The 24,329-nt window shown below is 71.5% G+C and carries 22 protein-coding genes, 1 tRNA gene, 1 pseudogene and 1 riboswitch; of the genes and pseudogenes, 12 read left to right on the top strand and 12 right to left on the bottom strand.

The window, feature by feature from the left end:
* Positions 1–40: 40 nt before the first annotated feature.
* Positions 41–1,063, bottom strand: a complete 1,023-nt coding sequence (ygfZ, locus tag B277_RS08485; protein WP_007927280.1) for a CAF17-like 4Fe-4S cluster assembly/insertion protein YgfZ — start codon at positions 1,061–1,063, stop codon at positions 41–43.
* A 55-nt stretch (positions 1,064–1,118) separates the two neighbouring features.
* On the opposite strand from ygfZ, the gene B277_RS08490 reads away from it, so the two are divergent.
* A complete protein-coding gene (locus tag B277_RS08490; RefSeq protein WP_007927283.1) occupies positions 1,119–2,114 on the top strand; it encodes an LCP family protein in 996 nt (331 codons plus the stop codon).
* A 55-nt stretch (positions 2,115–2,169) separates the two neighbouring features.
* Here the strand turns inward: B277_RS08490 and B277_RS08495 are convergent.
* Positions 2,170–2,665 (bottom strand): annotated as a pseudogene (locus B277_RS08495) (heme-binding beta-barrel domain-containing protein).
* Positions 2,666–2,714: 49 nt separating this feature from the next.
* On the bottom strand, positions 2,715–2,840 hold the full coding sequence (locus tag B277_RS19550; RefSeq protein WP_274517177.1) for a hypothetical protein: 126 nt from the start codon (positions 2,838–2,840) through the stop codon (positions 2,715–2,717).
* A 760-nt stretch (positions 2,841–3,600) separates the two neighbouring features.
* Between B277_RS19550 and B277_RS08500 the strand changes: the two genes are divergently transcribed.
* From B277_RS08500 to pstB, 8 genes are all read left to right on the top strand, one after another.
* Complete coding sequence (locus B277_RS08500) at positions 3,601–4,308, top strand: response regulator transcription factor (RefSeq protein WP_040881214.1); 708 nt, start codon at positions 3,601–3,603, stop codon at positions 4,306–4,308.
* Positions 4,305–5,198 carry a mycothiol synthase gene (gene mshD, locus B277_RS08505; protein ID WP_007927288.1) on the top strand — a complete coding sequence of 298 codons (894 nt, stop codon included), beginning with the start codon at positions 4,305–4,307 and terminating at the stop codon, positions 5,196–5,198. The genes B277_RS08500 and mshD overlap by 4 nt, the downstream gene beginning before the upstream one ends.
* Before the next feature lie 5 nt (positions 5,199–5,203).
* Positions 5,204–7,486 (top strand): RNA degradosome polyphosphate kinase, encoded by a 2,283-nt coding sequence (locus tag B277_RS08510; protein WP_007927290.1) that lies wholly within the window; start codon positions 5,204–5,206, stop codon positions 7,484–7,486.
* A gap of 2 nt (positions 7,487–7,488) precedes the next feature.
* A complete protein-coding gene (locus B277_RS08515; RefSeq protein WP_007927292.1) occupies positions 7,489–8,445 on the top strand; it encodes an NUDIX hydrolase in 957 nt (318 codons plus the stop codon).
* A gap of 222 nt (positions 8,446–8,667) precedes the next feature.
* Positions 8,668–9,783, top strand: a complete 1,116-nt coding sequence (pstS, locus tag B277_RS08520) for a phosphate ABC transporter substrate-binding protein PstS (RefSeq protein ID WP_007927294.1) — start codon at positions 8,668–8,670, stop codon at positions 9,781–9,783.
* Positions 9,784–9,898: 115 nt separating this feature from the next.
* The gene (gene pstC, locus B277_RS08525) at positions 9,899–10,858 is read left to right on the top strand and encodes a phosphate ABC transporter permease subunit PstC (RefSeq protein ID WP_051987952.1); all 960 of its coding nucleotides are present in this window, start codon (positions 9,899–9,901) and stop codon (positions 10,856–10,858) included.
* Complete coding sequence (gene pstA / locus B277_RS08530; protein ID WP_007927296.1) at positions 10,858–11,919, top strand: phosphate ABC transporter permease PstA; 1,062 nt, start codon at positions 10,858–10,860, stop codon at positions 11,917–11,919. Before pstC ends, pstA begins: the two co-directional genes overlap by 1 nt.
* 23 nt (positions 11,920–11,942) lie before the next feature.
* On the top strand, positions 11,943–12,722 hold the full coding sequence (gene pstB, locus B277_RS08535) for a phosphate ABC transporter ATP-binding protein PstB (protein ID WP_007927297.1): 780 nt from the start codon (positions 11,943–11,945) through the stop codon (positions 12,720–12,722).
* 85 nt (positions 12,723–12,807) lie between these two features.
* On the opposite strand, the gene B277_RS08540 is transcribed toward pstB, so the two are convergent.
* The 7 genes from B277_RS08540 to B277_RS08570 all read right to left on the bottom strand — a co-directional run bounded on the left by B277_RS08540 (position 12,808) and on the right by B277_RS08570 (position 18,733).
* Positions 12,808–13,809 (bottom strand): inorganic phosphate transporter, encoded by a 1,002-nt coding sequence (locus B277_RS08540; RefSeq protein ID WP_007927298.1) that lies wholly within the window; start codon positions 13,807–13,809, stop codon positions 12,808–12,810.
* A 5-nt stretch (positions 13,810–13,814) separates the two neighbouring features.
* Complete coding sequence (locus B277_RS08545; protein WP_007927299.1) at positions 13,815–14,441, bottom strand: DUF47 domain-containing protein; 627 nt, start codon at positions 14,439–14,441, stop codon at positions 13,815–13,817.
* A gap of 247 nt (positions 14,442–14,688) precedes the next feature.
* Entirely contained in the window at positions 14,689–15,291 is a 603-nt protein-coding gene (locus B277_RS08550; RefSeq protein ID WP_007927300.1) for a hypothetical protein, read from the bottom strand.
* 3 nt (positions 15,292–15,294) lie between these two features.
* Positions 15,295–16,017 carry an enoyl-CoA hydratase/isomerase family protein gene (locus B277_RS08555; protein WP_007927301.1) on the bottom strand — a complete coding sequence of 241 codons (723 nt, stop codon included), beginning with the start codon at positions 16,015–16,017 and terminating at the stop codon, positions 15,295–15,297.
* A 24-nt stretch (positions 16,018–16,041) separates the two neighbouring features.
* Positions 16,042–17,103, bottom strand: coding sequence for an ABC transporter substrate-binding protein (locus tag B277_RS08560; protein WP_007927303.1), 1,062 nt, complete (start codon positions 17,101–17,103; stop codon positions 16,042–16,044).
* Entirely contained in the window at positions 17,100–17,903 is an 804-nt protein-coding gene (locus B277_RS08565) for an ABC transporter ATP-binding protein (protein ID WP_007927306.1), read from the bottom strand. The genes B277_RS08560 and B277_RS08565 overlap by 4 nt, the downstream gene beginning before the upstream one ends.
* The gene (locus B277_RS08570; RefSeq protein WP_007927308.1) at positions 17,900–18,733 is read right to left on the bottom strand and encodes a FecCD family ABC transporter permease; all 834 of its coding nucleotides are present in this window, start codon (positions 18,731–18,733) and stop codon (positions 17,900–17,902) included. The genes B277_RS08565 and B277_RS08570 overlap by 4 nt, the downstream gene beginning before the upstream one ends.
* Positions 18,734–18,998: 265 nt before the next feature.
* Positions 18,999–19,175, bottom strand: a riboswitch (cobalamin riboswitch).
* A gap of 109 nt (positions 19,176–19,284) precedes the next feature.
* Between B277_RS08570 and B277_RS08575 the strand changes: the two genes are divergently transcribed.
* Positions 19,285–20,943, top strand: coding sequence for a S8 family peptidase (locus B277_RS08575; RefSeq protein ID WP_157986931.1), 1,659 nt, complete (start codon positions 19,285–19,287; stop codon positions 20,941–20,943).
* 30 nt (positions 20,944–20,973) lie between these two features.
* On the opposite strand, the gene B277_RS08580 is transcribed toward B277_RS08575, so the two are convergent.
* A tRNA-Lys gene (locus B277_RS08580) sits at positions 20,974–21,046 on the bottom strand.
* 107 nt (positions 21,047–21,153) lie between these two features.
* Between B277_RS08580 and B277_RS08585 the strand changes: the two genes are divergently transcribed.
* Positions 21,154–22,410, top strand: a complete 1,257-nt coding sequence (locus tag B277_RS08585) for an NAD(P)/FAD-dependent oxidoreductase (RefSeq protein ID WP_007927312.1) — start codon at positions 21,154–21,156, stop codon at positions 22,408–22,410.
* A gap of 94 nt (positions 22,411–22,504) precedes the next feature.
* A complete protein-coding gene (locus B277_RS16830; RefSeq protein ID WP_083853702.1) occupies positions 22,505–23,689 on the top strand; it encodes an acyltransferase family protein in 1,185 nt (394 codons plus the stop codon).
* On the opposite strand, the gene B277_RS08595 is transcribed toward B277_RS16830, so the two are convergent.
* A complete protein-coding gene (locus B277_RS08595) occupies positions 23,643–24,326 on the bottom strand; it encodes a DUF6891 domain-containing protein (protein ID WP_007927315.1) in 684 nt (227 codons plus the stop codon). The genes B277_RS16830 and B277_RS08595 overlap by 47 nt on opposite strands.
* Positions 24,327–24,329 lie beyond the last annotated feature (3 nt).

Raw genomic sequence — 24,329 nt, forward strand, 5'->3', positions numbered from 1 at the left:
TTAGCAACTGCAAGCCAAAGACAGCAGAAGGTGACCCGACTCACCCCCGGGGGACGACCACCGTCTGGGCGGCGGCGATGTCCGGGGCGACGAGCAGGTCGGCGGAGTCGTCGGTGTTGCGCTTGAGCAGGGCGAGCGCGATCGGGCCGTCCTCGTGGTGCCGGGCCACGGAGGTGATCCGACCGACGACGCGCTCCCCGAGCGTGATCTCCGCGCCGGGGTCCGGGAGCGTGTGCCCGGAGCCGTCGAGGTGGACGAAGGCGAGCCGGCGCGGGGGTCGCCCGAGGTTGTGCACCCGGGCGATGGTCTCCTGACCGCGGTAGCACCCCTTGTGCAGGTGCACGGCCGTGCGCAGCCAGTCGAGCTCGTGGGCGATCGTCCGGTGGTCGGTCTCGGCCCCGAGACGGGGACGCCACGCGGCGATGCGCAGCGCCTCGGCGGCCCAGGTGCCGACGAGCTCGCGGTCACCGACCGCGGCGGCGACCTCGTCGACGGGGACGATGACCTCGCGCCAGCGCCGGTCGCGCCCGGGGTGCTCCTCGACCGGCGGGCCGTAGAGGGCGGAGTCCCCGACGAGTCGGGGCCAGGGGTCGACCCAGGTCGGGGGCTCACCCTCGCTGCCCTCGCGGTCGACGGTCTCGCCGAGCACCGCGTAGCGGTCCGAGACGTCGGCGACCTCGACCCGCAGCATGAAGCGCATCGAGTCCAGCCAGGCCGCCAACGACGCCGCGGTCCCCGGCTCGACGGTGATCCAGGTCGTCTCACCGTCGTCGACGAGGTGCAGGGCGTGCTCAACGTGCCCCTTGGGCGTCAGCACGAGCGACTCGGCGGAGGTGCGCGGCGCGAGACCGGTCAGCTGCTGCGAGGTCAGCGAGTGCAGCCACGAGAGCCGGTCCGGTCCGGTGACCGTGACGACCCCGCGGTGCGACAGGTCGACGACCCCCAGCCCCTCGGCGAGGATCCGCTGCTCCCGCATCGGGTCCCCGTAGTGGGCGGCAACCCCCGCGTCGAGACCCTCGCCCGGGACCGCGCCGGGCGCCTGCAGCAGGGGAGAGGTGCTCATGACCCCAATCTACGGCGTTCAGGGAGTCACCACCCCGGGCCCCTACCATGTGGCCATGCTCGAAGAATTCGCGGACACCGACGACACCGTCGAGGAGTCCCGCCGCCCACGCCGGCGCCGTCGCGGCCGTCGCATCATCGGCTCGCTGCTCGCCCTCGCCCTCCTCGTCGCCGTCGGCGTCGGCGGCTACGGCTGGTTCCTCAGCAGCAAGGTCGACCGCAACCTCACGCACGAGGACCTCCTCGGCGCGAGCGCGGCCAAGACCGAGACCGCCAGCGGCAAGAAGCTCGTGAGCGACATGGGCACCAACTACCTGCTCATCGGCTCCGACGCCCGCCCCGGCGAGAACGCGAGCCGGTCCGACGTCATCCAGCTCATCCACGTGCCGAGGGACCGCAAGGAGGTGTGGATCATCCACTTCCCGCGCGACCTGTACGTCCCGATCCCCGGCCACGGCGAGGGCAAGATCAACGCCGCCTACGCCTACGGGCAGTCGCCCCTGCTCGTCGAGACGATCCAGGACCTCGTCGGGGTCAAGATCGACCACGTCGCCAAGACCGACTTCGAGGGCTTCAAGAACCTCACGGACGCCCTCGGGGGCGTCACGGTCACCAACCAGCACGCCAGTCCCGAGTACCCCGCCGGCCAGCTCGAGCTCGACGGCGACGAGGCCCTCGCCTACGTCCGCGAGCGCAAGACCCTCGCCGAGGGCGACATCTCCCGCGGGCAGCGGCAGCAGGCCTGGCTCAAGGCGATGATGGCGGAGACGCTCAGCCCCGGTGTGCTGCTCAACCCGGGCAAGCTCGGCGACGTCATCGAGGCCGGGACGAGCAACACCGTCGTCGACAACGACCTGACGACCGGCCGCATCCGCAGCGAGGCGATCAAGATGCGCAACGTGCGTGGCGGCGACATCCACTTCGTCACCGCGCCCTTCAGCGGCTACGGCACGACGAGCCGGGGCGAGTCGATCGACGTCCTCGACGAGCCCGGCATGGACCGCCTCTCCGACGCCCTGCGCACCGACGACATGGAGGGCTACGAGGAGTAGGGAGGGCGCTGCGCCCCCTGCCCTTCGAAGCGCTCGCCAGTGCCGTCTCGGGGGGTCACTCGACCCGCTTGAGCTCCGCCGAGAGGTGGCTCGTCATCGGCTGGCCCATCGCGGCCATGTCCATGACCCACATCAGGTTGGACTTCACGAGGCCGTACATGCGCTTGGCCGCGGAGTACTCCTTCGCGTGCGGGCTGCGGATGACCCCGTCGGTCTGCAGCTCGATCCGGCCCGGCTCCACCGTGCCGTAGTACATCTCGACGATGCCGGTGGGGTGGACGAGGAGCAGCTCCGCCTCCCCCTTCGCCCCCGGCCCGCCAGAAGCCCAGCTCGGTGCCCGACGGACGCACCTTGTTGCCCTCGTCGTCGAGGATCCACGACTGGCTCTCCCACCGGAGGAAGGGGCGCGAGTCGTGGCTGACGACGATCTCCTGACCGAAGTTGGCCGACTCGATCGACGGGTAGCCGAGGACGCCGGCGCCCTCCCAGCGGCCGACGAGCCAGGCGAGGGGTGCGACATCGGGGTGGATCGTGGGATCGAGGGTGAACACGCGCCCATCGTAGACGCGGCGTCGACCGCCCGACCGCCCCGAGGAGTCGCTAGACGAGCGGCAGCCGAGCCACGAGGTGCACGAGCGGCGCGACGACGAGGACCGACGCGGCACCCGCGGCGAGCGCCCCGAGGGGGCCGTCGACAGCGGCCCGCTGGGCGAGGGCCCGACGCATCGCGGCGGCCGCCCCCGGCCCCGGTCACGCCGATGAGCGCCGGCCAGGCGGCGAGCTGACCGTCGATGACGAAGTGAGCGGCCAGCGCGGCGAGACCACCGACGAGCATGCCCGTCGGGATGAGCCACGGGCTCGCCCCCGGGCGCTCGAGGACCAGGTCGACGAGCGCCGCCACCGCGAGGGCGATGCCCACGACGACGACCGGCCCACCCCCGCCGACGAAGACCGTGCTGACGAAGAGCCCACCGCCGCCGATCGTCAGCAGGCCGAGGGCCGTGCCGGACAAGGAGGTCGCGAGGTGCACCCGCGCGGGGGCATGGACGAGGGGGTGGAGGCACATGGCGATGACGCCGAGGGCGATCGCCGCCGGGACGTGCTCGAGGTAGGGCTCGCGGTCCTGCACTGCCAGGGCTGCGCCGAGGGCCAGCGCGGTGACCGCGAGGACCACGGTCATGCCGACGTGACTGCGTGGAGCGACGAGCGGCGGCCAGCCGATCGCCACGGCGAGACCGATGGTCACGATCGTCACGATCTCGACGACGCGCTCCCCCGAGGCGCCCGCGGCGCTCAGGGCGAGCCCGGCCACGACGGTCGCGGCGACCACGACGGGCCGTGGCCGCGTCGCCGGGGCCGTCGCGTCGACTCCCCGGTCCGCGCCCGCACGCTGCGTGCGGCGCGAGGCTCGGGTCTCGTGCTCGGCGGGTACATCTGTGGTCACGTGGCGAGGGTAGCCGCCCGTTCACGCATATTCTTGGGGGCGATGGCCAGACTGCTCCTCCTCACGGACGACCTGGCGCCCAGCGCAGAGATCCTCCCTGCCCTCGGGCTGCTGGGCCATCACGTGCGCACGCTCCCTGCCGAGGCGGCCGCCGTCATCGAGGCCCCGGCCGTCGACGTCGTCCTCGTCGATGCCCGCACCGAGCTGGTCCAGGCGCGCTCGCTCTGCCGCGTCCTGAGCGCCACCGGCACCGGCGCCCCGGTCATCGCGATCCTCACCGAGGGGGGCCTGACCGCCGTGACCGCCGAGTGGTCGGTCGACGACGTCGTCGTCGAGGGGGCCGGTCCCGCCGAGGTCGAGGCCCGGCTGCGCCTGGCGATGACCCGCACCGCCGAGGCCGACGCGGAGGACGACGAGCGGATCGTCGCCGGCGACCTGACGATCGACGAGAGCAGCTACTCCGCCCGGCTCGGGACGCGGCTGCTCGACCTGACCTACAAGGAGTTCGAGCTCCTCAAGCACCTCGCCCAGCACCCGGGTCGCGTCTTCACCCGGGCCCAGCTCCTCCAGGAGGTCTGGGGCTACGACTACTACGGAGGGACCCGCACCGTGGACGTCCACGTCCGACGCCTGCGCGCCAAGCTCGGCAGCGAGCACGAGCAGCTCATCGGCACGATCCGCAACGTCGGCTACCGCTTCGTCCCCGACCGCGGCGACGAGCTCACCGAGACGGGGGGCGAGGTCTCGTGACCTGGTCTCCCACCCCCTTCGTCGAGCTGGCTCCCGAGCAGGTCGAGCAGGTGCGCGCCGCTGCGTCGGCCGTGGCCTCCGCCGACGGGGTCGAGCCGCTCAGCGAGGCCTTCCTCCTCGCTCTCCCCCGGGCCGGCGACCACCTCCTCGTCACGGACGGCGACCGCCTGCTCGGCTACGCGGCCACGCTGGCCGACGGCTCGCTCGAGGCCTTCGTCGTCCCCGACGCCCGGCGTGAGGGCACCGGGACCGCCCTGCTGACCACCGCCCTCGAGCGGCGCCCCGACGCCCGCCCCTGGGCCCACGGCGACCTGCCCGCCGCCCGCGCGGTCGCCGACCGCCTCGCGCTGCACGTCGTGCGCGAGCTGCTCGTCCTCGCCCGCCCGGTCGGGCCCGGCGACGAGATCGACCCGCAGCTGCCCGACGGGATCCGCCACCGGACCTTCCGACCCGGTGAGGACGACGCCGCACTGCTGGCCGTCAACGCGGCGGCCTTCGCCCACCACCCCGAGCAGGGGAGTCTCGACGCCGACGGTCTCGCCGAGCGGGCCGCTCAGCCCTGGTTCGACCCCGAGGGGCTCATCCTCCTCGAGGACGACGACCCGAGCCGTCTCGCCGGATTTCACTGGACCAAGATCGACCCGCCCGGCGGGAGCACCGGCGAGGTCTACGTCGTCGGCGTCCACCCCGAGCTGCACGGCCGGGGGCTCGCTGGCCCGCTGACCCGGCTCGGTCTGGCCCACCTCGCCCGACGCGGCGTCGTGGACGTCGAGCTGTACGTCGAGGGCGACAACGAACCCGCCCTCGCGACCTACCGCAGGGCCGGCTTCGAGCGGCGGGCCGTGCACGTGATGTATTCACGCGAGGTTCACCCCGCAGTGACAGGATGAGGTGCATGTCCGACGCTTCCTCCCCCGTGCCCCGCCCTGCCGTGACCGCGCGCCCGGGCAGTGGTCCCGCCGGAGACATCTCGATCACCTCCTCGTCCCCCGCCGCGACGCCCGAGCTGCGCCCGCGGGCGACCAACGGCCGCTTCGTCCGCGCCGGCGGGAGCGACGACGCGGACGAAGCGCCAGACCTGCCCGTCGACCGCTTCCTCGACCGCGAGATCAGCTGGCTGCAGTTCAACGAGCGCGTGCTCCAGCTCGCGGCCGACGAGTCCGTGCCGCTCCTGGAGCGCGCCCGCTTCCTCGCGATCTTCACGAGCAACCTCGACGAGTTCTTCATGGTCCGGGTCGCCGGGCTCAAGCGCCGCATCGCCACCGGCATCGCGGTGCGCAGCCCCTCCGGGCTCGAGCCGCGCGAGGTGCTCGAGCAGATCTCGCGCATCGCGCACGACCTCACGGCAGTGCAGACCCGCATCTTCGAGGACTCGGTCCGCCCCGCGCTCGTCGACGAGGGCATCAGCATCGTGCGCTGGAGCGAAGTCGAGCCCGCCGAGCAGGAGCGGCTCGGCGAGCTCTTCGGCAGCGAGATCTACCCGGTCCTCACCCCGCTCGCCGTCGACCCGGCCCACCCCTTCCCCTACATCTCCGGGCTCTCGCTCAACCTCGCCGTCATCCTCATCAACCCCAAGACGGGCAAGGAGCACTTCGCGCGGATCAAGATGCCGCCCTCGCTCCCGCGCTTCCTCAAGGTGCGTCGGGCGACGGCCTCGGTGACCTCCGACCTCTTCGAGGCGCGCTTCGTGCCGCTCGAGGACGTCATCGCCGCCCACCTCGACCAGCTCTTCCCCGGCATGGAGGTGCACGAGCACTACTCCTTCCGCGTCACCCGCAACGAGGACCTCGAGGTCGAGGAGGACGACGCCGAAAATCTGCTCGCCGCCCTCGAGAAGGAGCTGACCCGGCGCCGCTTCGGCCCGCCGGTGCGTCTCGAGGTCGAGGAGGACCTCGACGACCACGTCATGGAGCTGCTCTCGCGCGAGCTCGGCGTCACCGACGACGAGGTCTACCGTCTGCCGGCACCGCTCGACCTGCGCGGTCTCAACGAGATCGCCGACATCGACCGGACCGACCTGCACTTCCCTCCCTTCGTCGCCCGGACCAATGCCGACCTGGCGCCGGCGGAGTCCTCCAAGGCCGCCAACCTCATCGGCCGCATCGCCCGGCAGGACGTGCTGCTCCAGCACCCCTACGACTCCTTCTCGACCTCGGTGCAGGCCTTCATCGAGCAGGCCGCCGCTGACCCGCAGGTCCTCGCGATCAAGCAGACGCTCTACCGGACCAGCGGCGACAGCCCGATCGTCGACGCCCTCATCGACGCCGCCGAGGCCGGCAAGCAGGTGCTCGCCGTCGTCGAGATCAAGGCGCGCTTCGACGAGCAAAACAACATCGAGTGGGCCCGCAAGCTCGAGCACGCCGGCGTCCACGTCGTCTACGGCATCGTCGGCCTCAAGACCCACTGCAAGCTGGCGCTCGTCGTGCGGCAGGAGGCCGACGGGGTCAAGCGCTACTGCCACGTCGGCACCGGCAACTACAACCCCAAGACCGCGCGCCTCTACGAGGACATGGGGCTGCTCACCTCCGACCCCGTCGTCGGTGAGGACCTGACCCGCCTCTTCAACCAGCTGTCGGGGCTCGCGCCACGCAGCAAGTTCAAGCGTCTGCTCGTCGCACCCCGCAGCATCCGCGACGGACTCGTCGAGCGGATCGACAAGCAGATCGCCCGCCAGGAGCGCAGCGGCGACGGCTACGTCGCCGTCAAGGTCAACTCCCTCGTCGACGAGCGGACGATCGACGCCCTCTACCGCGCGAGCAACGCGGGGGTCCGCGTCGACGTCTGGGTCCGCGGCATCTGCGCCCTGCGCCCGGGCATCGACGACCTGAGCGCCAACATCCGGGTGCACTCCGTGCTCGGCCGCTTCCTCGAGCACTCCCGCGTCTTCCTCTTCGGGCAGGGCGAGGACCGGGAGGCGTGGATCGGCTCGGCCGACCTCATGCACCGCAACCTCGACCGACGCGTCGAGGCCCTCGTGCGCATCAGCGAGCCACGCCACGTCGACCAGATCTTCGATCTCGTGACGCGTGGCATGTCCGGCGACTACGCCCACTGGAGCCTCGACGGCGACGGGCGCTGGACCCGGGTGCACCAGGGCCCCGACGGGTCCCCGCTGCCCGACATCCAGGCCGCCCTCATCGCGATGCACGCCAAGCGGCGCCGCAAGGCGCGGCGCTGACGATGGCCACCGTCCTGGCCGCGGGCACCCTGCCGTGGCGACGTCGGCGCGGGCGACTGCAGGTCGCCCTCGTCCACCGCCCCCGGTACGACGACTGGTCGTGGGCCAAGGGCAAGCTCGACCCCGGCGAGACCTTCCCCGTCGCCGCGGTGCGCGAGACGCTCGAGGAGACGGGGCTGCGCGTGCGGCTCGGGCACCCGCTGCCGACCACGACCTACACGGTCGCGACGAAGTCCGGCCCCGCGGTCAAGGAGGTGCGCTACTGGGCCGCCGAGGTGACCGGCGGCGTCGGCGGGCTCGTCCACGAGGTCGACGAGGTCGCCTGGCTCGAGGCCGACGCGGCCCGTGCGACGCTTACCTACCCGCACGACCTCGCCCAGCTCGACGCCCTCGTCGCCGCGGACGCGCAGGGGAGCCTGACGACCTGGCCCCTCGCCGTGCTCCGCCACGCCAAGGCCCGCCCCCGCGCCTCGTGGACGGACGACGACTGGCTGCGGCCCCTCGACGACCAGGGGCGTACACAGGCGGCCGACCTGGTCCCCCTCCTCGCCGGCTACGGCATCGAGCGACTCGTCAGCAGCCCCTCGACCCGGGCGAGCGACACCCTCGCCCCCTACGCCACCGCCTCCGGCGGACGCCTGCGCCTCAAGCCCGGCCTGTCCGAGGAGGGTTACGCCGAGGACCCCAGCCGCGCCGGCCACCACCTCAACCGGTTGCTCGAGCGGGGTGTCCCCGCCTGCCTGTGCAGCCACGGGCCGGTCCTGCCCGACCTCGTGGCCCGGGTGCTCGAGCGGGTCGACCCACGCCTGGCCCCCGGTCTCGTCGCGCGGTCCGTCGTCGACGACGCCGTCGGCTCAGGCCTGGCGAAGGGAGAGGTCCTCGTCGCCCACGTCGTGGGCACCGGCGAGGACGCGCGGGTGGTCGCTGCGGAGCGGCACCACCCCCTCGACCGCGGCTGAGGACCGGCGCGGCGAAGACCGGACACCGGCTCCCGATACCCCGAAGACGCACGCGGCGCGACCGGACCACGCATTGTGCAGGTCTGATTCATCGACTGTTCACCGGTTGCGGCCCTTGCGGTCACCGTCGCTCCCTACTTTCGTTGCGTACGACCACGGCGGTCGCGGCGGGCTGCCCTCGTCGCGCGTCCGTGTCCACCCCCTCAGAGAGGTTCGACAGACGTGATCCGTTCCACCCGCGGCCGCAAGGTCCTCACCACTTCCGCTGCTCTTGCCCTGACCTTCACGATGGCCGCCTGTGGCGCAGGCAACGAGGGCGAGACCTCCGCCTCCGGTGGCGACGGCGACGCCGCTGCCTCCGCCTCGGGCACCATCAAGGGTGCCGGCGCCAGCTCCATGGAGAAGGCGCAGAACGAGTGGATCGCCAACTTCACCGACGTGGCCCCCGACGCCACCGTCGAGTACGCCCCCGACGGCTCCGGCACCGGCCGGGAGAAGTTCATCAACGGCGCCGTGAACTTCGCGGGCACCGACTCCGCCATGGAGGACGACGAGATCGCCAAGGCCAAGGAGAAGGGCTGCACCGGCGAGACCATCCAGTTCCCGATCTACGTCTCCCCGATCGCCGTCGCCTTCAACCTCAAGGACGTCGACAGCCTCAACCTCAGCGCCCCGGTCATCGCCGACATCTTCTCCGGCAAGATCAAGACCTGGAACGACCCGGCGATCGCCAAGGAAAACGAGGGCGTCGACCTGCCCGACACCAAGATCACGCCGGTCAACCGCTCGGACGAGTCCGGCACCTCCAAGAACTTCTCCGCGTACCTCTCCGAGGCCGCCCCGGAGAACTGGAAGCACGAGCCCGAGGACGTCTGGCCGATCAAGGGTGGCGAGGCCGCCAAGGGCACCTCCGGTGTCGTCGACACCATCGGCGCCGGCGAGGGCAACATCGGCTACGCCGACGCCTCGCAGATCGGTGACCTCAAGGCCGCCAAGATCAAGGCAGGCGAGGAGTTCATCGAGTACAGCCCCGACGCCGCCGCCAAGATCCTCGAGAGCGCCGAGCGCGTCGACGAGAGCAGCAAGACCAACTACGCCGTCAAGCTCGACCGTGGCAACGCGGGCGAGGGCGTCTACCCGGTCGTGCTCGTCTCCTACGCGGTCGCCTGCACCGACTACGAGGACAAGGACGTCGCCAGCACGGTCAAGGCCTACCTCGAGTACGCCGTCTCCGAGGACGGCCAGAAGGCCTCCACCGACGCCGCCGGCTCGGCCGGGCTGAGCGAGGCCGCGACCAAGAACGCGACCGACGCCCTGGGCCAGATCAAGACCGACTGACCAGTGTGACCCTCAGGGTCGACCCGATCGGCCCTGTGGCTGCAGCGCAGTCGCAGGGCCGATCGGCCTGTCAGCCCACCCCCTTCCCACCCCCTGAAGGAAGCAGCAGGACACCGTGAGCAGCACCTCAGCAGTGGACTCCCCCGGACGGAGCGACCTGAAGTCCGGACGCCGATTCGGCGACGCCGTCTTCAGCGGACTCTCCCTCTCCGCCGGCGTCGTCATCCTCCTCGTCCTCGTGGGGGTGACCTTCTTCCTCTTCTTCGGGGCCAAGGACGCCCTCGTGGCCGACCCCTCCGAGGTCCGCGGGCAGAAGGGCCTCGTCGCCTACATCGGGCCGCTGATCTTCGGCACCCTGCTCTCGTCGATCATCGCGCTGCTCATCGCCGTGCCGCTGTCGATCGGCATCGCCCTCTTCATCAGCCACTACGCGCCGCGCCGCCTGGCTGCGGGCCTGGGCTACATCGTCGACCTGCTGGCGGCCGTGCCCTCCATCATCTTCGGTCTGTGGGGCATGCAGATCGCGCAGAGCGCCGTCCCGACCTTCGAGTTCCTCCACGAGTACCTCGGCTGGATCCCGCTCTTCGGCGGTGAGTCGGTGACGACCACCGGTCGCACGATGCTGATGATCGGCGTCGTCCTCGCGATCATGATCCTGCCGATCATGACGGCGGTGAACCGTGAGGTCTTCCTCCAGACGCCGCGGCTGCACGAGGAGGCCTCGCTAGCCCTCGGCGCCACGCGGTGGGAAATGATCCGCCAGACGGTCATCCCCTTCGGCAAGTCGGGTGTCGTCTCCGGTGCGATGCTCGGTCTGGGCCGCGCCCTCGGCGAGACGATGGCCGTCGCGATCATCCTGTCCGCGAGCGGCGGCGGCTACTCCTGGGAGCTGCTCACCTCGCGCACGCCGGGCACGATCGCCGGTGACATCGCGCTGAACTTCCCGGAGTCCTTCGACATCGAGCGCAGCACCCTCTTCGTCTCCGGTCTCGCGCTCTTCGTCGTCACCTTCCTCGTCAACATGTTCGCTCGGTGGATCATCTCCCGCCGGTCCGAGTTCTCTGGAGCCAACTGATGACCGCCACGACCCACGACGACGTCCAGGCGGACGGCCGCCTCGAGCAGCCGGTCCGCTGGGCGATCCTCGCCGGCGCCGGTGTCGCCGCCGTCGCCCTCCTCGCCGTGGTCGGTGGGCTCAGCCCGCTGACCGTCATCCTCGTCGGTGCGCTCTTCTACTGCATCGCGATCTACGTCGCCTCGCGCAGCGTCGAGGGCTCACGGCACGCCATGGACCGCCTGGTCACCGGCGTGGTGACGACGACCTTCCTCCTGGCGATGGTGCCGCTCGTCTCCGTGCTGTGGACGATCATCTCCAAGGGCCTGGACCGCTTCGACGTCGAGTTCTTCACCTACTCGATGCGCGGTGTCACGACCGGTGAGACCGGCGGGGCCTACCACGCGATCATGGGCACGGTCATCACGACCGGCATCGCGACGCTCATCTCCGTGCCGATCGGCCTCTTCGCCGCGATCTACCTCGTCGAGTACGGCAACAAGGGCCCGCTCGCCCGCGGTCTGACCTTCTTCGTCGACGTCATGACGGGTATCCCGTCGATCGTCGCGGGTCTCTTCGCCATCGGCTTCTTCACGATGATGCTCGGCGACGAGTCCTACCAGTCCGGCATCGTCGGCGCCGTGGCGCTGTCGGTCCTGATGATCCCGACGGTCGTGCGCTCGAGCGAGGAGATGCTGCGCCTCGTACCCAACGAGCTGCGCGAGGCGAGCTACGCGCTCGGCGTCTCCAAGTGGCTGACGATCGTCAAGGTCGTGCTGCCGACCGCCGTCGCCGGTCTGGCCACGGGCGTCACCCTGGCGATCGCCCGCGTCATGGGCGAGACGGCCCCGCTGCTCATCACGATGGGTGCGGCCAAGGCCGTGAACTTCAACCCCTTCGAGGGCTCGATGTCGGCGCTGCCGCTCTTCGCGTACAGCTCCTACGCCAACCCGGGCACCAACAAGGACGACAGCATCGCCGCCGCCTGGACCGCAGCCCTGGTCCTCATGGTGATCGTCATGGTCCTCAACATCGTCGCCCGCCTCATCTCCAAGTTCTTCGCCCCCAAGACCGGTCGCTGACGCGACAGACAAGGAACCACGACGTGTCCAAGCGCATCGACGTCAAGAACCTCGACATCTACTACGGCGACTTCCTCGCCGTGAAGGACGTCTCGGTCACCATCGAGCCCCGGTCGGTCACGGCCCTCATCGGCCCCTCGGGCTGCGGCAAGTCGACCTTCCTCCGCTCGCTCAACCGCATGCACGAGGTCATCCCCGGAGCCCACGTCCAGGGCGAGGTGATCATCGACGGGGAAAACCTCTACGGCAAGGGTGTCGACCCGGTCATGGTCCGCCGCAAGGTCGGCATGGTCTTCCAGAAGCCGAACCCCTTCCCCACCATGTCCATCCGCGAAAACGTCCTCGCCGGCGTCAAGCTCAACAACAAGCGGATCAAGAAGTCGGACGCCGACGAGCTGGTCGAGACCAGCCTGCGCGGCGCCAACCTGTGGAACGAGGTCAAGGACCGCCTCGACAAGCCCGGCTCCGGCCTCTCCGGTGGTCAGCAGCAGCGCCTCTGCATCGCCCGCACCATCGCCGTCAAGCCCGAGGTCGTCCTCATGGACGAGCCGTGCTCGGCGCTCGACCCCATCTCCACGCTCGCGGTCGAGGACCTCATCGCCGAGCTCAAGGAGAACTACACGATCGTCATCGTGACGCACAACATGCAGCAGGCGGCGCGCTGCTCGGACCGCACGGGCTTCTTCAACATCGAGGGCACCGGCAAGCCGGGTCAGCTCGTCGAGTTCGACGACACCCAGAAGATCTTCAACAACCCCACCGAGAAGGCCACCGAGGACTACATCTCCGGTCGCTTCGGGTGATCTGCCGCCCCCCTTCGCCGGGGGCAGCCGCGAACGGCCGACGGACCCGCAGGGGGGATCCGTCGGCCGTTCGTCGTGCTCGGGGTCAGACGCCGAAGAGCGGCATCGCCACCCACATGACGACGGCTGCGCTCAGCCCCGCGCCGGGGAAGGTGAAGATCCAGGCGCCGACGATGTTCTTGGCGACGCCCCAGCGCACGGCCTTGAGCGAGCGCGTGGAGCCGACGCCCATGATGGCCGCCGTGATGGCGTGCGTCGTCGAGATCGGCGCCCGCAGCATCGTGGCGACGTAGAGGATCGAGGCCGCGGTGACCTCCGCGGCGAAGCCCTGCGGCGGGTCGAGGTGGATGATCCCCCGACCAAGGGTGCGCATGATGCGCCACCCGCCGGCGTAGGTGCCGAGGGAGATGACGACGGCGGACATGACGAGGACCCACATCGGGATGTGGTGGTCGTCGCCGCTCTGGTACCCGGCGACGGTCAGGGCGAGCACGACGACGCCGGCGGTCTTCGCGGCGTCCTGCATGCCGTGGCCGAAGGCCATGGCCGCGGCGGACGCGGTCTGCGCCATGCGGAATCCGCGCTTGGTCCGCCCCGGGTGGGCGTCGCGGAAGATCCGCAGGATGAGCTTCATGACGAGGAAGCCGACGAGGATGCCGACGAAGGGTGAGACGAGCATCGGGATGACGACCTTCTCGAAGATGCCTGCCCACTTCACGGCGGCGCCGGCGGCGAGCGCCGCACCGCCCAGGCCGCCGATGAGCGCGTGCGACGACGACGACGGGAGGCCGAACCACCACGTGAGCAGGTTCCACAGGATGGCGCCGAGCAGCGCGGCACCGCACAGGACGAGGCCGAGCTCACCGCCGGGGGCCTCGATGATGCCCTTGCCCACCGTCTCGGCGACCTTGGCGCCGAAGAAGGCGCCGAAGAGGTTGGCGACGGCCGCCATGGCGAGCGCAGCCCGCGGGGTCAGGGCGCGGGTCGACACCGACGTGGCGATCGCATTGGCCGCGTCGTGGAAGCCGTTGGTGTAGTTGAAGCCCATCGCCAGCGCGGTGACGAGCGCTACGGGAAACCAGTCCACGAAGGTCAGGACTCCTTGATGGCGATCGTCTCGACCCGGTGGGCGACGCGCTCGAAGGCATCGGCCGCCTGCTCGAGGCGCTCGATGATGTCCTTGTGCTTGATGATCTCGACGGGGTCGGTCACCGCGCCGCCGAAGAGGTCCCGCAGCAGCGTGCGGTGGATGACGTCACCCTCGTTTTCGAGGCGGTTGATCTCCACCCAGTACTCCGGCAGCGCCTTCATCGTCGCCAGGCGGGGCATCGAGGCGGCCGTGAGCTCGGCCATCCGGACGATGACCTCCATCTGGCCGGTCACCTCCGGCATGAGCCCGTCCATGCGGTAGAGGACCACCATCTGGCCGACCGACTCCAGGGAGTCGGTGCAGTCGTCGAGGGCCGCGGCCAGCTCGACGATGTCGCCGTGGTCGAAGGGGGTGACGAAGCTCGAGTTGACCTTGTGGATGACCGCGTGGGTCACCTCGTCGGCGTCGTGCTCGATGTCCTTGAGCCGGGGCAGGAGCGCCTCGCGCTCGGCGGGCTCGGCCGCCAACATCTGGGTCAGGGTCTCGGCAGCCAGGACGCTCTGACGGGCGCTGTCGGCGAGGAGCTGGAAGAAGGCGTCGTCGCGGGACGACGGTCGCAAGATGCCCACGGGGGTCAGACTCCGGTTCAGGGGAGGAAGCAGGGTCGCGCCCACTCTAGGACCGCTGGGCCATCCACGCGTCATCGGGCGTTCACGCGCGAGACACCGGGGATGCACCGGGTCGGGAGCGCCTCACGGCGCACGGCCGCTCGTGGCGGCGTATTTTGGGACCCGGGGCTACCGCGACCCGGTGCACCAGACCAGCGTAACCACGCGGTGGCCGGATCTGTTCCCCCGGCCGGTCAGGACGACCCGGTCAGGACAGTGCCCCCGCCCGCCAGAGCCGGGCACACGCCTCGAGGTCCTCGGCGGTCCCGATCATCGATGCGGCGGTCGTCACGTCGCCGTCGTCGAGGTGGGCCCGCCCGGTGGCGACGACGCGGCAAAAGGCTGCGGCCCGCTCGAGCGCGACGGCGAGGTCGCCGTCGAAGACGCCACCGAGGATCCGGTCGGAGAGCGCGCGGACCTCGACGGCACCAGGTGGGTCGACGACGCCGGCGATGGCATGGCTCACCTCGGCGACCGCGAGCCCGGCGGCGTACTCACGCGCGGCGACCTCGGGACGGCGCTGGATCCAGGCCCGCAGGACGTAGACGCGCCACAGGGCTCCGGGCAGGCTGCGCGCCGGGCGGTCGGCCCACAGCTGGGCGAGGGTGTCGATGCCGAGGTCCTCGACGAGCCGCACCAGCCGGGCCGTCGTCTCCGGCGAGGAGGTGCTCCGGCCGGCGTCGACGACGGTCTGGGCGGCCGCGTGTGCGGCCGCGGCGGTCTCGGCGGGGTCGGGGAGGGTGCCGCCGTGCGCCTCCATGGCATCCGGCCCGAAGTGGAGCGGACGTCGCGGCCGACCGGGGTCGCCCACCGGTCAGTCCTTGCTGCGCATGAGCAGCGCCCGCACGAGCGTCACGGCCTCGGACTGGGACAGCTCGGTGCGCGAGGTCTCCCAGGAGGCGTGCAGCAGGCGGCGCATCTCGGAGTTGGCCCACAGGTGCTTGCCGCCCAGGTTGTCCGCGGCGTCCTTGAGGGCGGCCGTGACATCGCCGTCGGGTGCCATCTCGGCGATGCCCCAGTCGTCGGCGGTCACGGCGTCCAGCGTGCGGCCGCCGAGCCCGAAGGCGAGCGCCCGCTGCTGCCCGATGGCGCGCGGCAGGAGCCAGGCCAGCCCCGGGTCGGGGGCGCCCGTGCCGCCCTTCGGCGCGACGCAGAAGCTGGCGTCGTCGGCGCAGAAGGCGAGGTCACCGGCGAGGACGAGCCCGAGACCGGACCCCATGGCCCGCCCGTGGACGCCGACGAGGACGAGCTTGGTCGAGGAGTTGAGCAGCGCGAAGAGCTCCTCGAGCGCGGCGGCCAGCTCGAAGACCGCGGTCGTCGGGTCGTCGGCAGCCTCGGCATCGCGCGTGTCCGAGCCGAGGCAGAAGTCCTTGCCGTTGGCGGTCAGCGTGATGATGTCGACATAGGGGTCCGAGAGGGCGCGCTCGATCTGCTTGCGCAGTGTCCGCGCCATCTCGAGGTCGAGCGCGTTGCCGGCCTCGGGACGGTCGAGGACGATCTGGGCCAGCCGGTCTGATGCTTCGTACGTGACTCCCACACCACGCACCTTAGCCACCGCCGCTCACTTCTTCGATGTCGTCGGCTGGAGGTCGTGCTCGGGCTCGATGTCGCTCTCGGGCACGAGGTCGTGCTCCTCGAGGGCGACCCGCAGCTGCTCGGCCGAGTTGATGTTGAGCGGGCTGCTCGTCCAGGCCGGGATCGGCAGGTTGAGGAAGCGCTCCTCCTTGACCGCGGGCAGGTCCTTGGTCGCCGGGTTGCTCTTGAGCACCTTGACCTTGTCCTCGAAGGTCTGCCCGTCGTAGTCGACGAAGGCGAAGAAGTCCGGGTCGGAGGAGACCAGCTGCTCCCACGACACCTCGGTCCAGGTGTCCTTGACATCGGCCGTCGCGTTCTTGGCACCGGCCGCCTCGATGATGGCCTGCGGGCCACCGAAGGAGCCGGAGGTGAAGATCTGCTTGGTGCCGGAGTCGAAGAGGAAGACCGTCGGGGCCTCGTTGGGCTGCGGCGCGGCCTGCAGGGCCTTGAGCCGCGCCTCGATGTCGGCGTTGACCTCCTTCGCCTCCTCCTCGCGACCGGTGATCTTGCCGAGGTTGTCGATGTCGGCCGACAGCGCCTCCCACGGGGGCATCGTGCCCCGCTTGCCGTCGGCCTGACGGCAGCTCTCGGACAGGACGTATCCGGCGATGTCTCGGTCCGCCAAGAGGTCGGGGGTGAGCTTCTTCTCCTCTGAGTAGCCGTAGTTCCAGCCGGCGAGCATGACGTCAGGCTTCTGCGCGATGACGTTTTCCATCGTCGGGTAGTCCGTGGTCGCCACGGGCAGGGCATCGACGACGTCCGTGCCGTAGGCCGTTGAGAGCGCCTCCTTGGTGTCGCTCAGACCGCTGACGCCGGCCACCTGGTCCTGCGCATCGAGCGAGAGCACCATGGACAGCAGGTTGCCGTCGCCGCCGACGTACATCCGCTCCGCGGGCGAAGGGAAGGTCACGTCGGTGCCGCAGTTGGAAATCGTCACCTCCCCCCCGGCGGAGGTGGTGTCGGTGCCTGCGTCGTCGCCGCAGGCGGCCAGCAGTCCGACGGTGAGGGCGAGTGCTCCGCTGACGCGGGCTGCGCGAAGGGGGGTCATGAGGCTGCCTTCCGGTGGCTGGCGGCCGGCGGGGCGCCGGCTCCGAGGACGAGGTGCACCCGGCCGGTCGCCGGGTCCACGAGGTGCTGGGCGTCGACGTCGAAGACGTGACGCACGGTCTGGGGGGTGAGGACGGCGGCGGGAGGACCGACGCTGTGGAGCCCGCCGTCGTGGAGCACGGCGACCTCGTCGAAGTGGGCGGCGGCCAGCTGCAGGTCGTGCACGGCCGCGACCACGGTCCGGCCCAGCGCCCGGACGGTCTCCAGGAGCTGGATCTGGTGGTGCACGTCGAGGTGGTTGGTCGGCTCGTCGAGGACGAGCAGGTCGGTGCCCTGGGCGATGCCGCGGGCGAGCATCGCGCGACGGCGTTCGCCACCGGAGAGGTGCTGGCAGGGGTGGTCGACCTTGTCCGCCAGGCCGACGGCGTCGAGTGCGTCGAGGACGAGGCGGCGCTCCCCCTTCGCGTCGACGGCCCACGGGGGGCGGTGCGGGATGCGGCCCATGGCGACCATCTCGCCGACGAGGAGGTCCTCCGGCGGGGCGTCCTCCTGGCCGACGTGGGCCACCCGGGTGGCGCGCTGCCGCGCCGGCAGCGTCGTCAGGTCGGCGCCGTCGACGTGGACGCTTCCGGCTACGGGCCGGCGCAGGCCGACGAGCGCGCGGATGAGCGTGGACTTGCCGCTGCCGTTGCGCCCGACGACGGCGAGCATGGAGCCGCGGGGCACGGTCAGGTCGACGCCGGAGACGATGGTGCGGCCGTCGATCGCCGCGGCGAGGCCGCGGCAGGTGAGGTGGCTCATTCGCCACCTCCCGAGTAGGTGTAGTGCCGTCTGCCGAGCAGCAGCAGGAAGATCGGGGCGCCGACGAGGCCGGTGACGACGCTCAGCGGGATCTCCTGCGGCCGCACGACGACCCGGGCCGCGACGTCGACCCAGAGCATGAAGAGGGCCCCGCCCACGGCGGCGATCGGCAGGACGTGACGGTGCAGGGCGCCGACGACGATGCGGGCCAGGTGGGGGACGACCAGCCCGACGAAGCCGATGCCGCCGGAGACGGCGACGAGCACGCCGACGAGGACCGAGGTGAGGACGAAGAGCCCGATCCGCAGGCCGCGGACGGGCACGCCGAGCCCGGCAGCGACGTCGGCCCCAGCGGCGAGCGCGTCGAGCCACGAGTGCAGCGCCAGCAGGATCGCGATGGCCAGCACCACGACGATCACCGACGGGAGGATCTGCTGCCACACCGACCCCGAGAGGCTGCCGAGCAGCCAGAAGAGCACCGACTGGGTGGCTCGCGGGTCGGCGCTGAAGAAGACGAGGAAGCTCGAGACGGAGCTGAAGGCGGCGGACATGACCACGCCGGTGAGGATGAGCCGGAGGGGGGTGATGCCGCCCTGCCACATCGAGATCCCGAAGACGAGGGCGGTCGCGAGGAGCGCGCCGCCGAGCGCCCCGAAGGACAGCGCCCAGATGCCCAGGCCGCTGAAGGCGCCGATGACGATGACGAAGGTGGCGCCCACGCCCGCGCCGGCCGAGACACCGAGGAGGTAGGGGTCGGCGAGCGGGTTGCGCACGAGCGTCTGCATGCACGCCCCGGCCATCGCCAGCCCCGCGCCGACGACGACGGCCATGATGACGCGGGGGGGCGCGCAGCTCCCAGACGATCGTGTCGTAGGTGGGGTCGGCCCCCTTCGACCCGGACAGGCGGGCCCGCAGCACGTCGACGACACCGGAGACCGAGAGCGGTTCGGAGCCGAAGGCGAGCGAGGCGACGGCGCTGACGGCGGTCGCCAGCAGCAGGGCGACGAAGAGGGGCGTGACGGGCAGTCGACGCCCGCCGGGACGGTCGTGGGACACGCGGCTCCAGGTGCCTCGGGGGCCCAATCGCGAGACCCGTGCGGATGCAGCGAGCCAGCAGGTTTTCGGACTCGGGGTCGACCCGGCGGGGTTCCTTCCCAGGCCTCACCGCCCAGTGGCTTGCACCCCGCCAGTCACCCTCACCGCTGCGCGACAGCTCCGGAGTCTCACCGGATTCCCTTGCACTGGTGTGCGTCTGGCTCGGGGCCAGCCTAGGCCACTGGGCAGGCGCGCTTCCTGCGGGCCTGCCCCCTTTCGCCTCCTAGACTCAGTGCACCGGACCGACGAAGGGGGACGACCGATGCGGGCACGTCGTGGTGTGGGGGTGCTGACGGCACTCGCCCTGACGGTGAGCGGGTGCACTCTCGTCGGCGGTGAGGACCCGCCGGAGACCAGCGGGTCGACGTCGGCCCCGGTGAGCACGCCGCGGGAGACGACGGTCGAGACCTTCGACCCGCCGCTGGGGGGCCGCGACTGGGTGGTCGTCGTCGAGGACCCGGCCGACACCCAGGACGTCGCTGATGCCCTGAAGGCCGACGGTCTCGACCTCACCTCGATCAACACGGGCATCGGCATGGTGACCCTGCGCAGCACCGCTCGCGACGTCGCGGAGCGGGCGAAGGGAGTCGACGGCGTGAGCGCCGCCGTCACCGACCGCAGCACCAACTGGCACCCGCCCCACGTGCCCCTGCCGAGCGACGGCGACCTGACACCGGCCACCGACATCCCCGCACCCCCGGACGCCCCCGAGGGCGGCGACCCCTTCGACGGGTGGCTGTGGGGCCTGGAGGAGATCGACGCCGCCGGCGCCCACGAGGTGACGACCGGCCGACGCGAGGTGCGGGTCGGGGTCATCGACACTGGCGTCGACAGCAGCCACCCCGACCTGGCCCCCGTGCTCGACACCGGCCTCTCACGATCCTTCGTCTCGGACCTGCCGGAGATCGACGGCTCGTGCGAGGTCGACAGCTGCGTCGACCCGGTCGGCGTCGACGACGGCGGTCACGGCACGCACGTCGCCGGCACGATCGCCGCCGCGGCCAACGACCTCGGCGTCACCGGCGTGGCGCCGGGCATCACCCTCGTCGACCTGCGGGCCGGGCAGGACTCCGGCACCTTCTTCCTCGGGCCGACGGTCAATGCGCTCACCTACGCCGCCGACCAGCAGCTCGACGTCGTCAACATGAGCTACTACGTCGACCCCTGGCTCGTCGCCTGCCCCGGCGGGGCGAAGGGGGACAGCCCCGAACAGGCCGACTTCCAGGACGTCGCCCTCGAGCTGATGCACCGCGCCTACGACCTCACCCACGAGGCCGGCGTGACGATCGTGACCTCCGCGGGCAACGAGGGCGCCGACGTCGGCTCGCGCGGCCCCGACGAGACGAGCCCCAACTACGGCGACGACGCCCACGCGCGCACCGTCGACCCGCAGGAGTGCGAGCGCATGCCGCTCGACGGCGAGCACGTCATCGGTGTTGCGTCGATCGACGAGGGCGCGGTCCGGTCGACCTTTTCCAACTGGACCTCCGACCCCGACGACGGGCGCATCGACGTCGCGGCCCCCGGCGGTCAGGAGCCCGACGGTCGCGGCGGCATCCTCTCCGCCCTCCCCCGCGACCTCGCCCGGACCGAGGGGTCCGTCGACGACGAGGGCCGGGTCACCGAGAGCGGCAACGAGCAGGTCGTGCGCAGCTGCCCCGACGGCATCGGCGAGACCGACCCCGACCCCGACCGGCGCTGCGGCCTCTACACCTGGCTCCAGGGCACGTCGATGGCCTCGCCGCACGTCACGGGCACGGCGGCGCTGATCATCAGCGCGCACGGCGAGCGCATGTCGCCCGACGACGTCGCCGCCCGACTGCTCGAGACGGCCGTCGACCAGCCGTGTCCCGCGGACGAGGGCAGCGTGACGTGCGCGGGCACGACCCAGCGCAACGGGATCTTCGGCGAGGGCGTCGTCGACGCGGGCGCAGCGGTGCGCTGACCGGCTCCGACGTCACCTGACACCACACAGTGGGCCCCGTGGGATTCGAACCCACAACCTACGGATTAAAAGTCCGCAGCTCTGACCGTTGAGCTAGAGGCCCGGCCGCCACAGCGTAGTGCGCAGCAGGGCTTTGCCCACCAACGTGATCTGGGGCACAGTGTGCAAGATGCGCCGCGGAGACCCCGCGGGCCGTCTCGAGAGGACACGATGAGCAGCCAGGCCCCCACCCCCCGCAGAGTCGCCGTCGTCGGCGCCGGCATGGTCGGTCTGTCGACCGCATGGTTCCTGCAGGAGCACGGCATCGAGGTCGACGTCTACGACCGCGACGGCGTCGCCGCCGGCTCGTCGTGGGGCAATGCCGGCTGGATCACCCCGGGCATCTCGACCCCGCTGCCCGACCCGGCGGTCCTCTCCTACGGGATCAAGGCGGTCATCTCGCCCGCGTCACCGGTCTACGTCCCCGTGACGACCGACCCGCGGCTGCTGAAGTTCCTCGCGACCTTCACCCGCAACAGCACGATGCGGCGCTGGTCGCGCTCGATGCGCTCGCTCGTGCCGATCAACGGGCACGCCCTGCCCGCCTTCGACGACCTCGCCGCCGGCGGCGTGGGCGCCACTGCCCTCGAGGCCACCTCCTTCATCGCCGGCTACCGCACGCGCAGCGAGACGGAGTTCCTGCTCACCGAGCTCGAGCACATCGCCGCCTCCGGGCAGGACGTCGGCTTCGAGGAGCTGACGGGCGACGAGGTCCGCTCCGCGGAGCCGACCTTCTCCGACCAGATCGGGGCGGGCATCCGCCTGCTCGGCCAGCGCTACGTCAACCCCGGCGAGTACGTCGACGCCCTCGCCGCCTCGGTGCGGGCCCGCGGCGGGACGATCCACGAGGGCACCCGGGTCACCGGCATCACCGACGAGACGAAGGGGGTGCGCCTCGCCCTCGACCAGGCCGGCACGCAGGCCGTCGACGCCGTCGTCGTCGCGACGGGTACCTGGCTCGACGAGCTCGCCCGCCCCTTCGGCGTGCGCGAGCACGTCCAGGCCGGCCGCGGCTACAGCTTCTCGGTGCCGATCGAGCACACCCCGCGCGGGCCGGTCTACCTGCCGGCGCAGCGCATCGCCTGCACACCGCTCGGTGACCGGCTGCGGGTCGCCGGGATGATGGAGTTCCGCGCGCCCGACGCCGCGCTCGACCCGCGCCGGATCACCGCGATCGTCGACGCCGCCCGGCCCTTCCTCACCGGCGTCGACCTCGACGACCGCCAGGACGAGTGGGTCGGCTCGCGCCCCTGCACCTCCGACGGCCTGCCCCTCATCGGCCGCACGAGCTCGCCGCGCGTGCTCGTCGCCGGCGGCCACGGGATGTGGGGCATGACCCTCGGCCCGGCCACCGGCCGGCTGCTCGCGCAGACCATCGCGACGGGCCGACCGGCCCCCGAGCTCACCCCCTTCGACCCGCTGCGCTGACCCGACCGGCTGGGACCTCCACGCCGAGACGGGGTGAGCCTTCCCACCCCCTCTCGATGTGACGGGCCGTTACCTCTTCGTTACGGTCGAAGGGATGTCCTCCCCCGTCAGTTCACTCCTCACCAGCCGCGACAACTCGCTCAACGCCGTCCGCCTCGGGCTTGCCGCGGCGGTGATCCTCGCCCACTCGTGGCCGCTCGGTGGCTACGGGGCGAGCGCCATGGAGCGCTTCGGCACGATCGGGGTCAACGGATTCTTCGCCCTATCCGGCTTGCTCATCGCGGGCAGCCGGCTGCGCAACGGCTTCGGCACGTACATCTGGCGGCGGGCCAAGCGGATCTTCCCGGGCTTCTGGGCCTGCCTGGCCGTCACGGGCTTCGTGCTGGCGCCGCTCGGCGGGGTCATCGGCGGCCACGGGTGGAACCCCGCCGACTCGCTCGCCTACGTCCTCGACAACGCGGCTCTCGTCATGACCACCCCCGCGATCGGCGGGACGCTCGCCGGCGCGCCCAACCCGGGCATGTGGAATGGCTCGCTGTGGACGCTCATGTACGAGTTCGCGGCCTACCTGCTGTGCGGCGCCGCCCTGGGCATCGTGTGGGTGCGACGCCACCTCGTCGCCTCCGCCGCAGTCGCCGCGGTCGCCCTGCCCCTGCTCAGCTGGTGGGTCGGTGAGCTCTCCGGCGCCGCGCACATGATCACGAGCGCCCTGCGCCTCTTCACCTTCTTCGCCGTCGGCGTCCTCGCCTACGCGCTGCGTGACTGGCTCCGCACGACGACCCCCCCTCGCGGCCCTGTCCGTCGTCGCCGTCGCGGGGCTGACCGTCGCGAGCGAGTCGGCGCTCAACCTGCTCGGTGCGGTGCCGCTCACCTACGCGCTGCTGCACGTCGGTGGCACCTGGCGCACCTCGATCGCCGCCCGCGAGGACCACTCCTACGGGCTCTACGTCTACGGCTGGCCCGTCCAGCAGGTGCTCGGCATGCTCGGCCTCGGCGCGATCGTGCCCGCGCCCGTCTTCGCGCTCGTCTCCTTCGCCTGCGTGCTGCCGCTGGCGGTGCTGTCGTGGCGACTCGTGGAGCGCCCCGCGATGCGCGTGTCGCTGCCCTCGCTGCCGACCCGACCCACGGGCGACCTCCACGTGGCCGACCAGCCCCGGCGGCACGTCGAGCGGGCAGAGGTCCGGCTGCCGCTCAGCACGCCCCGCTGACGCCCAGCGCACCCCCTCCGGCGCTCAGGCGTCGCCCGGCACCGGGTACCAGCGCAGCCTCTCGAGGGTGATCGTGCTGGCGCCGGACCCGTCCCACGTCGGCGCGAGCCCCTCGTCCTCGAGCGCCGCGACGACCCGTCGACCGACCGCCTCGTCCTCGGCGTACTTGTCGGCAGCGGACGTCGCCGTGTAGCGCGCCGCGGCATACCGCAGGTGCAGGGTGCCGGGTCCGTCGACGACGCGCTCGACGTCCTGGGCGTGGAAGAAGACGTAGCCCTCCGCCCCGACGTCCCCGGCCTCCTCCGTCGCGAGCTCGTGACCCTCGTCGTTGTCGTACCCGAGGGCCTCCACCGCGAGCACCCCCTCGGCATTGAGCGCGACGAAGGCCCGCCGCACCGCGCCGGAGTCGTCGTCATCGCGGTGCTCCTGCGCCAGCTGGACGCGCCGGTCCCACTCCTCGCGCAGGATCTCGCGGGCGCGCTCGAGCGGCAGCCCCTCGGCGGCCGCGTCGGTCGCGAGGTCGTCGTGCTGCACCATCGGCATCCGCGTCGTCGCAAAGGTGACCCGGGCCGAGCCACGCAGCGCGGACTCGTGCTCGGCGAGCTCGTCCGGCGAGAGCTCGACGGCCGGCTCCTGCGCTACCTGCCGCGCGGGGGGCGGTCGGGTCCTGGCGCTTGCGGAGGCGGTCGAAGAGTCCCATGCGGGCACGCT

The organism is Janibacter hoylei PVAS-1 (assembly GCF_000297495.1).
Lineage (GTDB): Bacteria > Actinomycetota > Actinomycetes > Actinomycetales > Dermatophilaceae > Janibacter > Janibacter hoylei.

What these genes read in the sequence shown, in the direction of transcription:
- ygfZ (WP_007927280.1), bottom strand. Translation starts at nt 1,063, where the DNA reads ATGAGCACCTCTCCCCTGCTGCAGGCGCCCGGCGCGGTCCCGGGCGAG.
- B277_RS08490 (WP_007927283.1), top strand. Translation starts at nt 1,119, where the DNA reads ATGCTCGAAGAATTCGCGGACACCGACGACACCGTCGAGGAGTCCCGC.
- B277_RS19550 (WP_274517177.1), bottom strand. Translation starts at nt 2,840, where the DNA reads ATGCGTCGGGCCCTCGCCCAGCGGGCCGCTGTCGACGGCCCCCTCGGG.
- B277_RS08500 (WP_040881214.1), top strand. Translation starts at nt 3,601, where the DNA reads ATGGCCAGACTGCTCCTCCTCACGGACGACCTGGCGCCCAGCGCAGAG.
- B277_RS08510 (WP_007927290.1), top strand. Translation starts at nt 5,204, where the DNA reads ATGTCCGACGCTTCCTCCCCCGTGCCCCGCCCTGCCGTGACCGCGCGC.
- B277_RS08515 (WP_007927292.1), top strand. Translation starts at nt 7,489, where the DNA reads ATGGCCACCGTCCTGGCCGCGGGCACCCTGCCGTGGCGACGTCGGCGC.
- pstA (WP_007927296.1), top strand. Translation starts at nt 10,858, where the DNA reads ATGACCGCCACGACCCACGACGACGTCCAGGCGGACGGCCGCCTCGAG.
- B277_RS08560 (WP_007927303.1), bottom strand. Translation starts at nt 17,103, where the DNA reads ATGACCCCCCTTCGCGCAGCCCGCGTCAGCGGAGCACTCGCCCTCACC.
- B277_RS08565 (WP_007927306.1), bottom strand. Translation starts at nt 17,903, where the DNA reads ATGAGCCACCTCACCTGCCGCGGCCTCGCCGCGGCGATCGACGGCCGC.
- B277_RS08570 (WP_007927308.1), bottom strand. Translation starts at nt 18,733, where the DNA reads ATGGCCGTCGTCGTCGGCGCGGGGCTGGCGATGGCCGGGGCGTGCATG.
- B277_RS08585 (WP_007927312.1), top strand. Translation starts at nt 21,154, where the DNA reads ATGAGCAGCCAGGCCCCCACCCCCCGCAGAGTCGCCGTCGTCGGCGCC.
- B277_RS16830 (WP_083853702.1), top strand. Translation starts at nt 22,505, where the DNA reads ATGTCCTCCCCCGTCAGTTCACTCCTCACCAGCCGCGACAACTCGCTC.